General features: G+C 31.9%; 13 protein-coding genes. 2 read left to right on the top strand and 11 right to left on the bottom strand.

What is annotated here, in order from left to right:
* Positions 1–13: 13 nt before the first annotated feature.
* The 8 genes from ACZ5N4_RS21675 to ACZ5N4_RS21710 all read right to left on the bottom strand — a co-directional run bounded on the left by ACZ5N4_RS21675 (position 14) and on the right by ACZ5N4_RS21710 (position 12,724).
* Positions 14–2,041, bottom strand: coding sequence for a DUF342 domain-containing protein (locus ACZ5N4_RS21675; RefSeq protein ID WP_464204566.1), 2,028 nt, complete (start codon positions 2,039–2,041; stop codon positions 14–16).
* A gap of 311 nt (positions 2,042–2,352) precedes the next feature.
* Positions 2,353–4,266, bottom strand: coding sequence for a glucose PTS transporter subunit IIA (locus ACZ5N4_RS21680; protein WP_464204567.1), 1,914 nt, complete (start codon positions 4,264–4,266; stop codon positions 2,353–2,355).
* Positions 4,267–4,291: 25 nt separating this feature from the next.
* Positions 4,292–5,116, bottom strand: a complete 825-nt coding sequence (locus tag ACZ5N4_RS21685; protein ID WP_464204568.1) for a PRD domain-containing protein — start codon at positions 5,114–5,116, stop codon at positions 4,292–4,294.
* Positions 5,117–5,139: 23 nt separating this feature from the next.
* Positions 5,140–5,961, bottom strand: coding sequence for an aminotransferase class IV (locus ACZ5N4_RS21690; RefSeq protein ID WP_464204570.1), 822 nt, complete (start codon positions 5,959–5,961; stop codon positions 5,140–5,142).
* A 33-nt stretch (positions 5,962–5,994) separates the two neighbouring features.
* Complete coding sequence (locus ACZ5N4_RS21695; RefSeq protein WP_464204571.1) at positions 5,995–6,636, bottom strand: HAD-IB family hydrolase; 642 nt, start codon at positions 6,634–6,636, stop codon at positions 5,995–5,997.
* A gap of 166 nt (positions 6,637–6,802) precedes the next feature.
* Positions 6,803–7,162: a DUF1292 domain-containing protein gene (locus ACZ5N4_RS21700; protein WP_464204572.1), complete on the bottom strand. Its 360-nt coding sequence runs from the start codon at positions 7,160–7,162 to the stop codon at positions 6,803–6,805.
* 224 nt (positions 7,163–7,386) lie between these two features.
* Complete coding sequence (gene nifJ, locus ACZ5N4_RS21705; protein ID WP_464204573.1) at positions 7,387–10,890, bottom strand: pyruvate:ferredoxin (flavodoxin) oxidoreductase; 3,504 nt, start codon at positions 10,888–10,890, stop codon at positions 7,387–7,389.
* Positions 10,891–11,674: 784 nt separating this feature from the next.
* Entirely contained in the window at positions 11,675–12,724 is a 1,050-nt protein-coding gene (locus ACZ5N4_RS21710; RefSeq protein WP_464211026.1) for an undecaprenyldiphospho-muramoylpentapeptide beta-N-acetylglucosaminyltransferase, read from the bottom strand.
* A 355-nt stretch (positions 12,725–13,079) separates the two neighbouring features.
* Here ACZ5N4_RS21710 and ACZ5N4_RS21715 point away from each other — a divergent pair, with 355 nt between their 5' ends.
* Positions 13,080–13,259 carry a small, acid-soluble spore protein, alpha/beta type gene (locus ACZ5N4_RS21715; protein ID WP_464204574.1) on the top strand — a complete coding sequence of 60 codons (180 nt, stop codon included), beginning with the start codon at positions 13,080–13,082 and terminating at the stop codon, positions 13,257–13,259.
* A 21-nt stretch (positions 13,260–13,280) separates the two neighbouring features.
* On the opposite strand, the gene ACZ5N4_RS21720 is transcribed toward ACZ5N4_RS21715, so the two are convergent.
* Both ACZ5N4_RS21720 and recJ read right to left on the bottom strand, forming a co-directional pair.
* Positions 13,281–15,347 carry a sensor histidine kinase gene (locus ACZ5N4_RS21720; protein ID WP_464204576.1) on the bottom strand — a complete coding sequence of 689 codons (2,067 nt, stop codon included), beginning with the start codon at positions 15,345–15,347 and terminating at the stop codon, positions 13,281–13,283.
* Positions 15,348–15,579: 232 nt separating this feature from the next.
* A complete protein-coding gene (gene recJ / locus ACZ5N4_RS21725) occupies positions 15,580–17,343 on the bottom strand; it encodes a single-stranded-DNA-specific exonuclease RecJ (RefSeq protein ID WP_464211027.1) in 1,764 nt (587 codons plus the stop codon).
* Positions 17,344–17,574: 231 nt separating this feature from the next.
* Here recJ and ACZ5N4_RS21730 point away from each other — a divergent pair, with 231 nt between their 5' ends.
* Positions 17,575–18,330, top strand: coding sequence for a SagB/ThcOx family dehydrogenase (locus tag ACZ5N4_RS21730; protein WP_464204577.1), 756 nt, complete (start codon positions 17,575–17,577; stop codon positions 18,328–18,330).
* Positions 18,331–18,337: 7 nt separating this feature from the next.
* Here the strand turns inward: ACZ5N4_RS21730 and ACZ5N4_RS21735 are convergent, their stop codons facing one another.
* Positions 18,338–18,553: a heavy-metal-associated domain-containing protein gene (locus ACZ5N4_RS21735; protein ID WP_464204579.1), complete on the bottom strand. Its 216-nt coding sequence runs from the start codon at positions 18,551–18,553 to the stop codon at positions 18,338–18,340.
* Positions 18,554–18,605: the final 52 nt, after the last annotated feature.

An 18,605-nucleotide genomic window follows, 5' to 3' on the forward strand; every position in this document is an offset into this window, starting at 1 on the left:
ATAACACCGTACTCTATAGGTTAAGCTTATCTACAACTATATCTCCTGAATCATCTAAGTAAGCATGTACATTTTTGCTCGGCATATCTAATATAAACTCCCTTGCTCCAACCATAAATATTGTGTTCTGATAAGCTACATCTACCCATATATGACCTTCTTTTTCCACTTCTATTCTTGTAGATACCCCTGCAGTGCTGCCGACAACTTTGCATTTGATTTCATCCTTAGCCTTTAACCGTCCTCCTCTTGCTACACTTTTATCCTGTATAAAATATATATTGCCATTTGCTGTTATATCCGATATGTATTCCCCTTTTCCAAGTATAACTACATCACCAGAGCTTTGTATAATAGAATCCTGGCTGTAAGCTATCTTAACACTCACTGGAAGAGCCAAGGTATCCTTCAATGATTGAAGTTTGTCTTTTATACAGCTAATTATCTCATCCAACTCTACATAATGTTTTATGTTAATTGGTCCCATCCCTAAGAGTTTAGACTTTACAAGAACAACTAATTTCTCTTCAGCATAATCTTCTTTCTGCATATTTAAACTAGCGATTACACAGAAGCATATCTTAGGCAACATTTTAAATTTATTTTCAATGAGAATTTTTATTATTTCCCCATCTTTTCTATCTTTCCCTAAGAGATTATATTTCTTTATTTCCTCTACTGCCAATACTAAATTGCTCAATAGTTCCCTAAGTTGTTCAAGATTGTTCAAAGTTTTTAGTTTTTCTACATCATCTCCTCCTCCGTATATTTTCCCAGCAATTACATTCCCTTTTATAATGATATCTCCTCTTGCTCTTATTACCGCTCTTTCTACATCTTTTGCAATGTCCACAAGGTTGCCGCTTTCAATCTCCATACCTTCTTTTACACTTCCATATACTATTACATCGCCAATAAACCTTATATTCCCCGTCTTTAAATCTACGTCTCCCTTAATATCATGAACTGGGTAAACGTAAAAAACATTACTTTTTACACAAGGCTTTCCGTCTATATCTGCTACTACTACATCTCCATCTTTTATTGCAGCGCCATTCCCAACCTTTATTTTTATTTTCTTACCTATTTTAGATTTCATTATTTTTCCTGTAACGTCACGGCCATCCTGTCCATCATTTCCCGGATGCCTTATTGCAAGTATATCCCCTTTATGTACTGCTTCTACAGCTCCTATGCTTTTAAAGTCAACATTGCCGACTTTATCTTCCTGCAATTCTTTATATGCTTCCTCAAGTTTAAATTTTATCTCTATAAAGTCATCTTCTCCGTCAGTTACCGGTTGTCCTTTTGCAATTAATATCTTTTCTCTACAACCTTCAACAGATTTTTTCAAGTTTTCTTCTATTATACCATAAACTACATTATTATTTGCTAATTCTTGCTTAACTTCTGCCTCATTAAATTTAGGGGGATGAATTTCAGATTCCAATTCTGCCTCTAATGTTAACCTTTTACTTTTATTCTTATCTTTAAGCTTATATATGTTTTGTGGTGTGTAAATTATCCTAGCATAAGCTTCCATTTTATTATTAACTAAAGAGATGTTTAACTCTCTTGTAGCCTTGGTTTCCTCAAAAATAACTGCTATATTACTTTCTTCAAATACAGATTTCTGTCCATTTATCTCCGCACCATCAACAATAACCTTTATATTTTTGTCTCTTACCATAATGCATGCAGGCTCTCCACCATCTTTAGGATTTGTAACTACTATTTTCCCTTGTACTATACTTACAGTTCCCTCATTTTCATTTATCTCTACATACTCTTCGGCTTTCTCACTATTTTGTGAATCCTGCTCTATTATTTCTAATTCTTCTAAATCATAATTTTCTTCATCTTTTTTTCTTTCAATTACCATCTCATCTTCTAACTCTATTTGTATAGTTACTCTTTTTCTAAATAGTGATTTTTTCTGCTCCACAATTTCATATTTTAAGCTTTCTTTGGATATGCCAAGCTCCCCACTGGCAGTTTCAATACATTTTTCCAATGAAGATTCCGTGTACAACTTTTTCACAATTAGCCCCCCCATAGTTTTTAATGTAGATATTATTAACACTTGATTAATATAGGTACATTAAAATAAATAACAAGTGAAATATGCTATCCTACCGGCTTGTTATTTATTTTCATGTGCCTTGCATATGACAAGTTATATTTGAACCCTGAAAATTGTTTAACTATTATATTATTATCGTTAGCTTTTTCTTCCTCTTTACAGCACAATTTTCCGGCTCATTGGTAATTAGTGGATTTCAGATTTATTATAACATGTATAACTATTATTGTGAACTTACAGATAAAAAAATAGACACTTGCTCCAAGTGCCTATTTTTTTACTATAGCTTTAGCTACCTTATTGCAGACCTCTGCATATCCAAAACTTACATCTATGTCAGATATTTTATCCATACTCGTTATGATTATTGGTGAAACCAAAGTTTTTACTTTGCCTTCAATTAATTCTTTATCGAAAGATATCATTAAATCACCTTTTTTAATTTTATCTCCTTGCTTTATGTACGCAGTGAAGCCTTCACCGTTTAATTTTACAGTGTCCACTCCAATATGAACTAAGATCTCAATATCATCTTCAGTTTTTATTGCCACTGCATGCTTTGTAGGAAATAGAACTCTTACAGTTCCATCAACAGGAGCATACACTCTGTTATCTTGAGGTTTAACTGCAAATCCATCTCCAAGTATTTTTTCTGAAAACACAACATCTGGCACTTCTTCTAGTTTTATTATTTCTCCTTTTATAGGATTTGTAATTATAAGTTCCAAGTTAGTATTATATGTATCCTCAGTATATTCTTCTATGGATTTTATGTTCATTAATAATTCACTAATATCCTTTTGATGATATCCACCATTTGAAATTATTGCCTTAATATCATCTTTAATGCTCTCAGCTTCCGTTCCATATATTATCTGCAGATTGTCTCCTACATCAAATATGCCGGATGCGCCAGTTGCCTTTAACAATGCTTTATCTATGATTTTAGGATTTTTCAAAGTAAGCCTTAATCTTGTGATACAAGAATCAAGCATATCTATATTATCTGCCCCACCTACAGCCTGCAGTATTAAAGCAGCTTTATTTGAAAAAGCTTCATTAATTTGTGGAAGCTTTATTTCTTCTTCATCTTCTCTGCCTGGAGTCTTAACGTTTCTGGCTTTAATTACAGTATAAAACACAATAAAATATAACAAGAAATATGCTAATCCTACTGGCAATAAGAGTAATGGATGCTGTGCGAAATTAAATCCAATCATATAATCGATGGCTGATGCAGAAAATGTGTATCCTAATCTTATATGCAGAATACTAGTAACAATACCTGATGAAAAAGCAGCAATTACATGAAATGCAAATAGAACAGGGGCTACAAAAATGAAGGAAAATTCTATAGGCTCCGTTATCCCTGTTAAAAAGGATACAAAAGCTGCTGATAACATTATTCCCGCAACTTTTTTTCTATTTTCAGGCTTTGCAGCTGCTATCATAGCAAAAGCAGCACCTGGAAGACCAAACATAAGTATTGGAAACTCTGATGCCATAAATATGCCAGCTGTAGGGTCTCCATGAAAATATCTAGCTGCATCTCCAAAATATTTTACACCATCTGGCCCTATATATGATCCAAATTGGTATAAAAATACTGGATAGTATATATGATGTAATCCTACAGGGATCAATAGCCTTTTTCCTGATGCATAAAATGCTGGTCCTAAATAAGAGGAGGATGCCCACCTTGCAAACACATCTATACCATGTTGTATAGGCGGCCATACAATTATTCCTAATATCGAAAAAATAAGAACTGCAATAGAGGTAATTATAGGAACAAATCTTTTTCCTCCAAAAAAACCCAGCACTTGTGGAAGCCTAATATTATGATATCTATTGTACAAAACTGCAGCAATAATACCTACTATGATACCTCCAAATACACCCATGTTTACATGTGCAATATTTACAACTCCTTCAAGAATTAGCTGACCAACTACGGCAGCTAGTGCTGCAACACCTTCTCCACCTGAAAATCCAATAGCTACACCAACTGCAAATATCATCGGAAGGTTGCTGAATATAACGTCTCCAGCTTTCGCTATATAGGGTATGTTAAGTAAGTCTGGCTGACCAAACCTTAACAGAAGTCCTGCAGCAGGTAGCACCGACACTGGAAGCATAAGCGATTTACCTATCTTTTGAAGTACAGCAAATAGCTTTTTCATATACTTTTCTCCTTAGTATTTTTTATCATTCTGAAAGTCTCTTTAAATGCAGCGCTATGTATCCTATTTCATCTTCTGTTATTTTTACTGAAAATAAATCTTCTATTTTTAGGGCCACTTTAACGGCAACACTATATTCTCTGTACATCTCTCTTTTTATTATATCAAGCAAGTCATTTTTTATAGGTTTATTCTTCTCAGCTCTTTCTATCATGAAGTTTATATGGGTTACTGTTCTTACATAACCTAAAGAATTTTTTTCTAGCCTTCTTCCTGTAAGCTTCTCCATCAAATCTAATACCTGACCTAATTTTTTAGTATAGGCTAAAGATTCTGACACATCCTTTTGTGTAAGAGCAGCCCTTATATGCAGGCATATAAATCCAGCTTCATCTTCTGGAAGATTTGTATTACATCTTTTATTTATAAATAATACAGCTCTAAGAGCTAATTTATATTCTGTAGGATATAATATGCTTAATTCGTTTTTAAAAGGATTTTCTATATTTAATCCCTTTTGTATCCTTTTTAACGCAAAACTTATATGATCTGGCAAAGATACATGTATTGCTTCATTTAGCTTAGTGTTAAGTTCTCTCTCTAGAAAATGTATTATTTCTTCAGAAAGACCAACAATACTGCTATCTATACTTTGAAGCACTTTTTGATAATTTGCTCCTATAGCCGCTGTCTTCTTTATGAAGACATTTTCCACTCTGTCTTCTGGAATGTCTTTGCCTTTTGGAAAATCAAATCCTATGCCTTTTCCAACTAATATAACTTCATCCCTATCCTTTTGCGCTATAACAACATTGTTATTCAATATTTTTTTTATTTTAAAGGACTCCATTCACTTCACTCCAACAAAAATTATTAATCGAAACTTTTAGTGTCTTCTTGCACTACTTCATTATATTTTTTCATAATTTCTAAAATAGCTTTGTTATTTACTGAATCATACTCTATATTATCAATTCTGCTTATTGGTAAAACCTTAGGTGATGTACCAGAAATAAACAATCCATCTAAGTCCTTTACGTCTTCATAATGGACATTCTTCTCTAAAACCTCAAGTCCTATTTCACTACATAGTTCCATTATAACAGCTCTTGTTATACCTGGAAGCACATCTACTAGCGGTGCAGTTACCACACTATTTCCTTTAATCATAAATATATTTGATTTACTGCCCTCAGTTATATACCCCTTTTTATTTACAAGTATGGCTTCATATGCATTTTTTTCTTTTATTTCTTTATCAACAGCAGCTCTAAAATTCACATTTATAATTTTAGCATTTGGATTTTCTCTTTCTCCATGATATAGTATTGTATTTACACCATTTTTATAGTCTTCATCACTAGGATAATGATGTTTTACAAAGTAAGCAAAAAATGAGTTGACACTATCAAACTTAAATACAATTTTTACATTACCTATACTTGTATTATTTGATTCTATTAGTTCACATATTTTATTCTTTATTTCGTCCTTTGAAAGCCAGATTTGTAAATTAGTTATATTACAGGAATTCTCAAGCCTGTTTAAATGTCTGTGTAGAAATAAAGGTTTTCCATCTATTATTCTTATAACTTCATATAGTGACTTTCCACCTGCTAAAAGGTTATCATCAAATTGCTCACAAACTTTTATTTCATTATTATATATATAATATTTATTTACGCATTCACTCACACGATCACGCCCTTTTTACTTTAATTTTCACATCTATTTCCAATTAAGTATTTTTATCTTATCATGATTTTTCTTATAATTTATAAGGTAGGGATTGCCTACCAAATTAAATAAAGGTAGATCTGCCAAAGAGTCTGAGAACATATATGAATTTTTAAAGTCCACTTCTATATTCTCTTCCTTCAGTACTTCCATAAGTCTTCTTACTTTTTCTTCACCTTTACAGTTTTCTCCTGCCATTTTTCTGCTATACTTACCGCCTACACTTGTAAATCGAGTGCCAATTATTTTATCTACTTCTTTTATTTTATATAATTCATTTAAATAAAATTCTGCTGAAGCAGATATGAGATATACTTTATAACCTTCTGCTTTTAACTTTCTCATAGTATCAATGGCATCACTATATATTATTTTACTTAATCTTTTTTCGTAAAATTCTTCTACTAACTCTTGCATTTTTTCTTCTTTTATTCCATCTATAAAAGCTATGAAGTTTTCCTTAGCAATTTTTGAGTCCAACACCCTTACTGCATATAAAAACGCTGATATAACAGCTCTTGGTGCATGAATTATAAGCCTTGGGCTCTTTTTTATCATAAATGCATAAAACTCCATAAGGGTTTCTCTTTTAGTTAAAGTATAATCTACATCGAATATTGCTAGCTTTTCCAACTTGACACCTCTTTCAATATAAGTTAAGAATTAAGAGTCAAGAGTTATAATTGATCTTTCTTACTTGATTAGAACACTCTTAACTCTTCACCCTTAACTCTTAACTGAAATAAATCATTACGTCATAAAGAAAGCCGATGCATTCCTGCAACGGCTTTCAATTTTTTTATTCTTCTTCAGCCATTAACTGTTCATAATAAGCTGATACTTCTTCGAACTCTTCATCCTCTGGAATTACAAGTTCACCTTCTTCACCTTCTCCTACCACTTTGAATAGGAATATTGATCCGTTTTCTGGATGTTGAACTATAGCATATTCATTTTCTTTATATTCAAATCCGTCGATTACTTCGCATGGAACAACGTTTCCGTCTTCATCCTCTAAATCAACTATTAGAGTTTCATGTTCGCCACAACCGCAGCCGCAATCTTCATGATCATGTTCGTGATTATGTTCGCCACATCCACAACCTTTATTTTCTTCTCCGCAGCCACAGCCACACTCATGTAAATTTTCTTTATCCATAGGATATTACCTCCTTTTACTGTTATGTTCTAATTTTAACCTTAATTCCATAATTTTAAAAGCCTTTTTTAAAATTTAAGTAAATATTTTTCAAAGTTAAGAATTACATGGTCGAAAGTTAACTTACAAACTAGTTCGTAGAAAAATCCTACTTCACTGTAAACTGTCAATTCTCAACTCTTAACTAAAAAAGATGAAGTGCCAAGCACTTCACCTTTTTTATATTATTGAGCTGCTAATTTCTTGTATCCTTCAAGTCTTTCCATAGCATCTCTTTGAGTCTTTTCAAATAATGCATCTGCTGCTTCTGGGAATTGTTTAGCAAGTGAAGCATATCTTACTTCGCCCATTAAGAATTCTCTGAAGTCTGCAGTTGGCTCTTTTGAATCTAAGACGAATGGATTCTTTCCTTCTTCTTTTAATGCTGGGTTGTATCTGTACATTGCCCAATATCCGCACTCAACAGCTCTCTTACCTTCTTGTTGGCTCTTACCCATACCATTTCTTAATCCATGGTTAATACATGGTGAGTAGCCAATGATTAATGATGGTCCTGGATATGCTTCAGCTTCAGCTATAGCTTTTAATGTTTGGTTCTTGTCAGCACCCATAGAAACTTGTGCTACATAAACATAACCATAGCTCATAGCCATCATTCCAAGGTCTTTCTTCTTAGTGTTTTTACCACTAGCTGCGAATTTAGCTATAGCAGCTGTTGGAGTTGCTTTTGAAGATTGTCCACCAGTATTTGAGTAAACTTCTGTATCAAATACAAATACATTTACGTCTTCTCCTGATGCAAGAACGTGGTCTAATCCGCCGTATCCGATGTCATAAGCCCATCCGTCTCCACCGAAGATCCAGTTTGATCTCTTAACTAAAAAGTCTTTGTTTTCATATATTTCTTTTAATGTAGGACAGTCACAATTTGCAGCTTCGATTGCAGCTACTACTCTGTCAGCTCTTTCTCTTGATCCTTCTCCAGCATTCATGTTATCTAACCAATCTTGAAGAGCTGCTTTTACTTCACCCTCTGGAGCATTAGCTATAGCTTCTGTTACAGTCATAGCTAATTTTTCTCTTAACTGTTTAACACCAAGATACATTCCAATACCAAACTCAGCATTATCTTCGAATAATGAGTTAGCCCATGATGGTCCGTGTCCTCTGTGATTAACAGTATATGGAGTAGCTGGCGCAGATGCTCCCCAGATTGATGAACATCCAGTAGCATTAGCTATCATCATTCTATCTCCAAATAATTGAGTTACAAGTTTAGCATATGAAGTTTCCATACAACCAGCACATGCTCCTGAGAATTCAAGTAAAGGCTTTTCAAATTGGCTTCCTTTTACATTGAATTTGCTCATTGGGTTTGCTTTAGGTGATACTGCCATAACATAATCCCATGTAGGAGCCTTTTCTAATTGAGTATCAAGTGGCTTCATAACTAAAGCTTTTTCTTTAGCTGGACAGATGTCAGCACAGTTTCCACAACCTGAACAATCAAGTGGTGATACAGCTATATGGAATTTAAGTCCTTTAGCTCCATTAGCATCTTTTGATTGTAATGTAGCTGGTGCTTTAGCTGCTTCCTCTTCAGTTAAAAGTATTGGTCTTATTGCAGCATGTGGACATACGAATGAACATTGGTTACATTGTATACACTTGTCCATTTGCCATTCTGGAACATTTATAGCTATTCCTCTCTTTTCATAAGCTGCAGTTCCGTGTGGGAATGTACCATCTTCCATTCCTATGAATGCACTTACAGGAAGTTTGTCTCCTTCTTGTCTGTTCATTGGGTTAACAATCTTGCTTATGAATTCTGGAACTTCAGTAGTTGCAGCAGCTTCTTCTACAGCACTAGCCCAATTAGCTGGAACTTCTATTCTAACTATTGATTCAACACCTTTGTCGATAGCAGCATTGTTCATATCAACAACTTTTTGTCCCTTCTTACCATAGGAAGTTACAACTGCATCTTTTAAGTATTTTATAGCATCTTCAACTGGTATAACATTAGCAATCTTGAAGAATGCTGATTGCATTATCATGTTAATTCTTCCGCCAAGGCCTATTTCTTGAGCTATTTTAACAGCATTTAATGTATAGAATTCAATGTTGTTTTCAGCTATAAATTTCTTATAGGAAGCTGGTAAGTTTGCTTCTACTTCTTCTGGAGTCCAGATAGTATTTAATAAGAATTTACCGCCCTTCTTTAATCCTTCTAATACGTTATATTTATAAACGTATGATTGATTATGACAAGCTATGAAATCAGCTTTATTTATTAAATATGGGGATTTGATTGGTGTCTTACCAAATCTTAAGTGAGAAACTGTTATACCACCAGATTTCTTTGAGTCATATGCAAAGTATCCTTGTGCATACATGTCTGTGTGGTCTCCTATGATCTTTATAGCACTCTTGTTTGCTCCAACAGTACCGTCTGATCCAAGACCCCAGAACTTACAAGCTTTAGTTCCTGCTGGTGTTGTATCTATATCTTCTCCAACTGGTAATGAAGTATTAGTTACATCATCAACTATAGATATTGTAAATCCATCTTTTGGCGCATCAGCTTTTAAGTTTTCAAATACTGGAAGAATGTGTGATGGAACAGTGTCTTTTGAGCCTAATCCATATCTTCCTCCAACTATAACTGGCTGCCATTCTTTTCCGTAGAATGCATTCTTAACATCTAGATATAATGGTTCACCAATTGATCCTGGTTCCTTAGTTCTGTCAAGAACAGCAATCTTCTTAACAGTCTTTGGTATATATTTAAAGAAATGCTCTAATGAGAATGGTCTATATAAATGAACATTTAATAAACCAACTTTTTCTCCTTTAGCCATTAAGTAGTCAATTGTTTCTTCTATAGCATCACATACTGAACCCATAGCTATTATTATTCTTTCAGCATCTTTTGCTCCGTAATAGTTGAATAGGTGATATTCTCTTCCAGTTAACTTAGTTATTTCTTGCATATAGCCTTCTACAATTTCTGGAATCGCTTCATAATACTTGTTTGAAACTTCTCTTTCTTGGAAGTATATATCTGGGTTTTGAGCTGTACCACGAGTTACTGGATGATCTGGGTTTAATGCACTTCTTCTAAATGCTTTTACAGCATCCATGTCAACTAAACCTTTTAACTCATCATACTCTAAAACTTCGATTTTTTGTACTTCGTGTGAAGTTCTGAATCCATCGAAGAAGTTCATAAAAGGAACTTTTGATTTTATTGCTGCTAGGTGAGCTACTGCTGATAAATCCATAACTTGTTGTACTGAACTTTCTGCAAGTAATGCAAATCCAGTTTGTCTTGCAGCCATAACGTCTTGGTGATCACCAAAGATGCTAAGTGAGTTTGCAGCAAGAGCTCTTGCTGATACGTGGAATACTCCTGGTAAAAGTTCTCCAGCAATTTTGTACATGTTAGGTATCATCAGTAAAAGACCCTGTGATGCAGTATATGTAGTAGTTAAGGCACCTGCTTGTAATGAACCGTGAACAGCACCAGCTGCTCCTCCTTCAGACTGCATTTCCATAACCTTTACAGTTTGTCCAAAAATATTTTTTCTTCCTTGAGCTACCCATTCATCAACATGTTCAGCCATTGGTGATGATGGAGTTATAGGGAATATAGCTGCTACGTCAGTAAATGCGTAGGAAATGTGAGCTGCAGCTGTATTTCCATCCATAGTCTTCATTTTTCTCATAGAAAATTTCCCTTCCTTCTCGATTATATTTCTATAAATTTAAGATTAAGCAGTCGCTACTACTTAATCATATATAGACATGTTAAATCAATTTAATAATATTATCTTTTCCAAACTGGTCATACCACTATACCATAAATAGCCTGTCCAATTCACTTTAAACACAAAACTTTAAAATTAAATGAACCTATAATTGATTATAAAATCAAACTGCAAATCAATTTTCTAAATTTATAGTAAATAATAGTAACTAGTTAACAGTAAGTCCTTTCTTTTTAAATTTACACCAATTCTTTTTATTTTGCAAGTAATTTTCCGAGTTATTTAAACTTGCTTACTTGTTTAGCACAAAACAAACCTTAAAATGTTTTGATTTACTCTCTTTTATGTCATATATTCAAAATAATTTTTTAACAATTTTAAGTTTAATTTAAAATATTAAGAAAATTCACCTAATTACTTTGATATTTTTTACAAAAATTATAGTATATTAATTCAGAGTAAGGGACTATCTCAAAACCAGCACGCTGTGTAAGTGATCATCTCAAAATCAGAGATTTTGGATGTCTGCTTAAGATTTGGAATATCTACTTAAGATTTTGGATGTTTGAGCAAAATTTGGGATACCTACTTAAGTAATAATTATATTTAATTATCTATAAAAGCTATATTCTACATTTGCTTCTCATATTCCTTCTATTTTTTAAACATTAATACTTTTTTAACAATAATTTAAAAGCCATATAGGGCTAGAAGTCCAAAATTAACTTTCGGACTTCTAACCCTATATAGCATGCTCTTGAATGAGCCTGATTATATTATCTACTCCATTTTTTATAGAGCTTGAACTCATTTTATTTATAAATTTATCTTTATTTTTATAAAGCTCTTCTAACTTTTCTAAAAGTATTCTCTCATTTAAATTATCTTCCTGAATTACTAAACTATATCCACTTCTTTCAAAGGAAGCTGCATTTAAAATTTGGTCTCCTCTGCTTGACTTCTTTGATAGTGGTATTAAAAGATTTGGCTTCCTTAGAGCAAGTAGTTCAAATATGGCATTAGCTCCAGCTCTAGAAATAACTATATCTGCTGCATTCATTACATGCGGCAGTTCTTCGCTTATGTATTCAAATTGTTTATAGGCTTTTCTACTCTCTAAACTTTTGTCTATGTTTCCTTTTCCACATATGTGTACGATATTATAACTTTCAATAAGTTTATCTATAACTTTTCTTATAGTATCATTAATAAATTTTGAACCAAGGCTTCCTCCTATTATAAGCAATACTGGTTTTTTATCTTCAAAGCCGCATATTTGTCTTCCTAATATTCTACTGCCTTTTAATAATTCTTCTCTTATTGGCGTACCAGTAAGTACTCCTTTGTTATCTTTTATATTTTTTACTGATTCAGGAAATGTAACACAAACTCTTGTGCAATATGGGGCTGATAACCTGTTTGCAAGCCCAGGCGTTAAATCTGATTCATGGGCAATAACAGGAATCTTGCTCAAATGAGCAGCAATAACTACAGGCACAGCTACAAATCCGCCCTTAGAGAATACTATATTGGGCTTTTCCTTTTTCAAGATAACTATTGCTTGCAATATTCCCTTAAGTACTTTAAATGGGTCTGTAAAGTTTTTTATATCAAAATATCTTCTTAGTTTTCCGCTAGATATTGCATGGTATTTTATATTTTCATCTTCAATTATCTTTCTTTCTATACCATCTTTTGTTCCAATGTATTCTATTTCGTATCCTAGTTCTTTTAGCTTCGGTACTAGCGCAAGATTTGGGGTAACATGTCCTGCTGAACCTCCACCAGTCATTATTATTTTTTTCAAGTAAGTTTCCTCCCAATCTTTTAAGTGGTTTAAAAGCTCAAATTAAAGACAAAATTCAGCTTAAAATAATTTTCACCTTATCCTCACATTATATAATACTATATTTTTTTACTATAAACAATTAAGAGTTCTAAGCTTTTAATTCTATATTTTTATTAAACAATATTAAGGCATAATCAAAGAAATAATAGACCAGTATTCTCGCATATTTGATCTCTTATTTCTTTTCATATGCCTAAAATAAATTTTATATTTTTAAGCAAACTATTAAATATTAGAGTAATATATCAAAATATTTTAATCTTGTTAAAATATAAACGTAATGTAAGAGGTGATAAAAATGTCTGACAAAAAAATATCACAAGCTAGGGAAGGATTAAATAAAGCTAAAATAGAAGCAGCTTTAGAACTGCATGGCAAAGGAGAATATAAATACAGGGGAAATCTAAGCTCTAAAGAAAATGGTTCACTAGTTAAAAAGATGGTAGAAGAATATGAAAGGAATTTGATAGGAAAGTAAGTATAGGGTTAAAACCCTATACTAATTTATATCTGAGAACTCTATATTTATTCTATCGTCTAAATTTTCGGTGAGAATGGCGTAATTATTTAGATGGTTGGTTTTAACACTTATTTTTTTAAATTTCACTATAAATTCTGTTCCTTTTCCCGGTTCACTTACTACTTTTATTTCTCCTCCCATAAGCTCCACAAATTTTTTCACAAGGGCAAGTCCTATTCCTGTTCCTTCAGCCCTTCTTGATAATGAGCTGTTTACCTGTGCAAATCTGTCAAATATTAAATCTATCTTATCTACTGGTATACCAACTCCAAAATCCCTTACACTTAAACAGAAGTTATCTTCTTCCATGTTTAGTGAAACAATAATTTGTTTGCCTTCTGGTGTAAATTTAACTGCATTTGATAATAAATTTAACAATATTTTCTCATATTTATCCTTATCAAGCCTCACATTACATTCTTCTTCATTGGTATCAAATATTAATTCTATACCTTTGCTTGTAGCATATGAATTAGTAGAGTTCACTACTGTTTCACTTACATATACTATATCAAAGTCAGTATTGTTTAAAGTTAAAAATCCAGCCTCAGCTTTTGATATATCAAGTATGTTGTTAATTAATTTTAATAATCTACTGCAATTTTGATTAATTCTTGCAAGAGTTTTATCTATATTTGGAGTTATTTCATTACTATATACGTCATTAGCAAGTTGTAGAGAGGAATACATTATTGTTAAAGGAGTTCTTAATTCATGAGAAATAATAGTAAAAAATTCATCTTTCAGCTTTGTCAATTTTTCAAGTTCAATGTTTCTATTTACTTCTTCTGTTATATCTGACCCATGGATATGTATTCTTGTAGTATTGTCCTTGTTTTTACAGGGTATAAATTTAATTTTGTAGAACCGCTCTTCACCTTTAGTTGATTTTACTCTGTAGGGACTTATAGTATAAGGCCTAAATTTTTCTCCTACATTTACTAATATTTTATATAAGTCGTTATTTATGTATTTAAGGATACTATCCTCTTCGATTTTAGATACTAAATTAGTATCACCATAGGTCATAATCTCATCATATTTTTTATTGTTAAGCCTGTATGTTATATTAGGATAATCTACCACTGCTATGGGAACTTCTACAGTATTGACCACATCTTTTACAAAATCAGCTTGCTCCTCTGCATTTATCTGATGAAGTTTGGTTTCTGTCACATCTTTAATTGTCAATATAGTATAAATCAATTCTTCATTTTTATTTGTAATTGGAGCACTACTTACCTCTAAATACTTTATTTCCGAAGTCTTCTTTTCTCTAAGTCTAAACACCAGGTTCTTTGCTGGTTTTTTATTTTTAATATAATAATAATATAACTCTGTAATATCTCGGCTCTCATTCTCAAGTATTGTAGTTTCATATTTTTCAAAGAATCTTTTTGTATTTACCAGTTCTATAGCACTTAAATTTAAAATGTTAAAAACCGCTTTATTGCATAGACTTAACTTTTCATTTAAATCCAAAACCATTATACCTTCCGATATATTGTTTATAACATCTTTCAGATGCATAAGATGTTCTTTTTCTCTACTTCTTAGTATTTCTATAATATCACATTTCGTTTTTAACTCTGTTGATAACTCTAGGAACTTTTCTCTTTCATTCTTAATTTTTAGTTCTCTTAAATACTCATCTGTTATATCTCTTAAATTTACAATAGATCCTATAACTTCATTATCTTTAAATATAGGAAAACTAGACATGGAAATGTACAAATCTCTTTCTTCAATTTTATATTTTAATGTTAAATTCTTAACTTCTTCTCCATTCTTTAAAGATTTATATAACGGAAAGCTACTTAACTCCAGTTTGGTTTCATTTTCTAAAAACACTTCATAATTATAAAAAAAGTTATATGCATTTTTAAAATTCGCAAAACCATTGTTGATTAGTTTATCTTCCCCTTTTTTATTAATATAAAGCACTTCTCCCTCATTGTCGGTTATATATACAAGATATGGTAATGCCTCTATTATATTTTCCGCAAAATTGCTAATCTTAAATAAGTTATCTATAAAATTTTTCATTAACAACCTTCTCCCCCAAATAATAACGTTTATTCTATGGCTATTGCTTCTAGATTTCTTCAAGCAAGTTTTACTTTATTTCAATTTATATTAAATTCTATGCTAAATATGAAAATTCCTTCTAAATTTTATAATTTACTGCAAAGCTGTATGTAATAATTAAGCACTATTGTGTTAAACTTTGTCATACAAAATAATAAGCCCCTTTACCTGGGGCTTATGGGCATATAACCTAGTTTGCCAATCTAAAGTCCTTTACAATTAGCTGTAGATTTGTATTTCCGTTATACTCATTAATTGATGGTGAAAATATTAAATCCATTTTTATATTAGCAGGGTTATTATTTAAAATATCTAGGAGCTTTTCTTCTCCATATGTATCCTCTATAAGTGTTTTAAATTTTTCTGCTCCATCAAAACATATGGCATCAATCTTTTCAAAGCTTCCCTGAGGTCTACAGTAAAGTTTAAGTATATTCTTCTCTTTTCCTATAAAATAGGCTCTGAATATGCTTACATTTTTTTCTGCAAAAATAGGCCCAGAGTTTCCCTTTCCAAAAGGTTCTAGCTTCTCTATATCCTCAATTAATTTAAAAGTTATTTCATTTAAATTCAACTGTTTATCTATTCTTATTTTAGGTGTTGTATCTTCATATGTGAGAATACAGCTATCATTTAAAGCCTGTCTTAACTTATCTATATTTTCTTCTTTTATTGATAATCCAGCCGCTAAAGGATGTCCTCCAAACTTCTCAATTAGATCTTTACATTTTATAAGTTCTTCGAACATATTATATTCCTCGATAGACCTGCCAGAGCCCTTAGGCATTTTTTCACCTTGCGTTAGCACAATAGATGGAACATTATATTTTTCCTTAAGCCTTCCTGCTACTATTCCAGCTATACTTTCATGAACATCTGGCTTATATACAACTAAAACTTTATCATCTTTCATTTTAGAATTTTCTATTATGTCTATAATTTCATTTACACTTTCAACAGTCATGTTCTGTCTTTCTATATTCAAAGCATGAAGCTTTGTTGCAAGCTCTGATGCTCCTTTTTCATCTTTATGTAGTAAAAGTTGCAGCGCTAAATTAGCACTGTCCAATCTTCCTGTAGCATTAATACAAGGTCCTAAAACAAAACCTATATGATAAGAACTTATTCTTTTGCCTTCTAGTGATGTTGCTTTTATTAATGCTTTTATTCCTATATTTTGAGTCTGGTTTATCATTTTCAATCCATTTTTAGCAATTATTCTATTTTCATCAACTAGATCTACAACATCGCATATTGTTCCTATAGCCGCATACTGCATAAAGTCATAAGCTTCTTCTTTATTTATACCCATTTTTTCATAAAGTATCTGAGAAAACTTAAATGCAACTCCTGCTCCACACAGAGACTTGAAGGGATAACTGCAATCCTTTTGTTTTGGATTTATTACAGCATCCGCTTGAGGAACTACAAATTCTCTTTGATTATTTTCAAGTTCTATAAAAGGTATATCATGATGGTCTGTAACTATAACGCTCATACCAAGCTCTTTGGCAAGTTTAATTTGCTCAATAGCTGAAATACCATTATCACAAGTTATTAAAACTTCATATCCCTCTTCTTTTAACTGCTTTAAGCTTTCACTATTTATGCCATATCCTTCAGTAATTCTGTTTGGTATATGATATTTTACGTTGGCTCCACATCTTAATAATGATGAATACAAAATATATGTGCTGATTATTCCATCAGCATCGTAATCTCCGTAAACTACAATTTTTTTGTTATTTTTTAAAGCATTTACCATTATATCTGTGCCTTTGTCCATGTCCTTCATTAGCAGCGGATTATGTAAGTAGCCTATATCAGGATTCATAAATTTTCTTATATCTTCTTCTGTGTTTATATTTCTATTTACTAATATGGAAGCTATGATTTCGCTTACTCCAGTGTTTTGTGATAATTTTTTAATGTCAATTTTACTCCGTCTTAACATCCATTTACTATTTTTCAAACACTTCACCTCTCTCTTTATATATTATACTATAATAATTTTGCGACACAAAATTTTTCAGAGGACAATGAAAGAAGAAAACTCACCTTAATTGTCCTCTGTCCTCTGTCAATTGTCCTCTAAAAAAATTACGTCGTAATTTTTTATTATGTTATAATATTAATATAATTAGAAAAATATTGTAAAACAAAAATAGAAAGGTGGATGGTTTTTATGACTAAAGAAATATCAAAAAATTTTTTAAAGGCTTATTTGTTTAAGGAATTGGATAATATTGAAACAGATCAAGAAAAAGAATTGCCTCAACCTCCTGTTCAAAAAAGTTGTTCACCTTCTTCAACTTTAATTGATCTAGTTTCTGTAGAAAATTTTAATTGTGGTCAAATGAGCGTTTTAGATGTGTTAAAATGTAGGAAAACTAGACGTCTTTTTACAGATGAACAATTATCTTTAGAAGAGCTTTCATTTCTACTTTGGAGTGTTCAAGGTGTAAAAAAGATAGTTAATAAAGGATATGCTACATTAAGAACTGTACCTTCTGCAGGAGCTAGGCACCCCTTTGAGACTTACTTAGCTATTTTAAAGGTAGAAGGTCTTAAAAGTGGCTTATATAGATATTTACCATTGGAGCATAAGCTTTTATTTATAAATTCTATAGATGACCTTGATAAAAAACTTAGTTCTGCTACTTTTAATCAAAGATTTGTAGCTAAATCCGCAGTAACCTTCATATGGACTGCAATACCTTATAGAACGGAATGGCGCTATGATATAGCTGCACCTAAACTTATAGCTCTCGATGCTGGCCATATGTGTGAAAATTTATATATATCAGCAGAATCAATAAGCGCTGGTGTTTGTGCTATAGCTGCTTATGATCAGGATAAAATAGATGAACTTTTAAATATAGACGGGGAAAATGAGTTTACAGTTTATTTAGCCTCAGTTGGAAAAATAGAAAAGGTATAGTGCTTAGCTATACCTTTTCTATTTCAATTACTTTATATCCTGCATCATCTACCGCTTCTTTAATTTCATCATTCTTTAGGTTTGGGTTACTTTCTAAAAATGCTGTTTTAGTTCTTACGTCTACAGCTACTGATTTTACTCCGGGCAATTCCATTAAAGCATTGTGAATTTGCTTTACACAATTCTTACAGCTTATACCTTCAACCGTTAATATTCTTCTCATGTATATCACCCCTTATATCTTTAGATTTAATATATTTTACCCAATTTACCAT

It is taken from the genome of Clostridium nitrophenolicum (assembly GCF_055391695.1).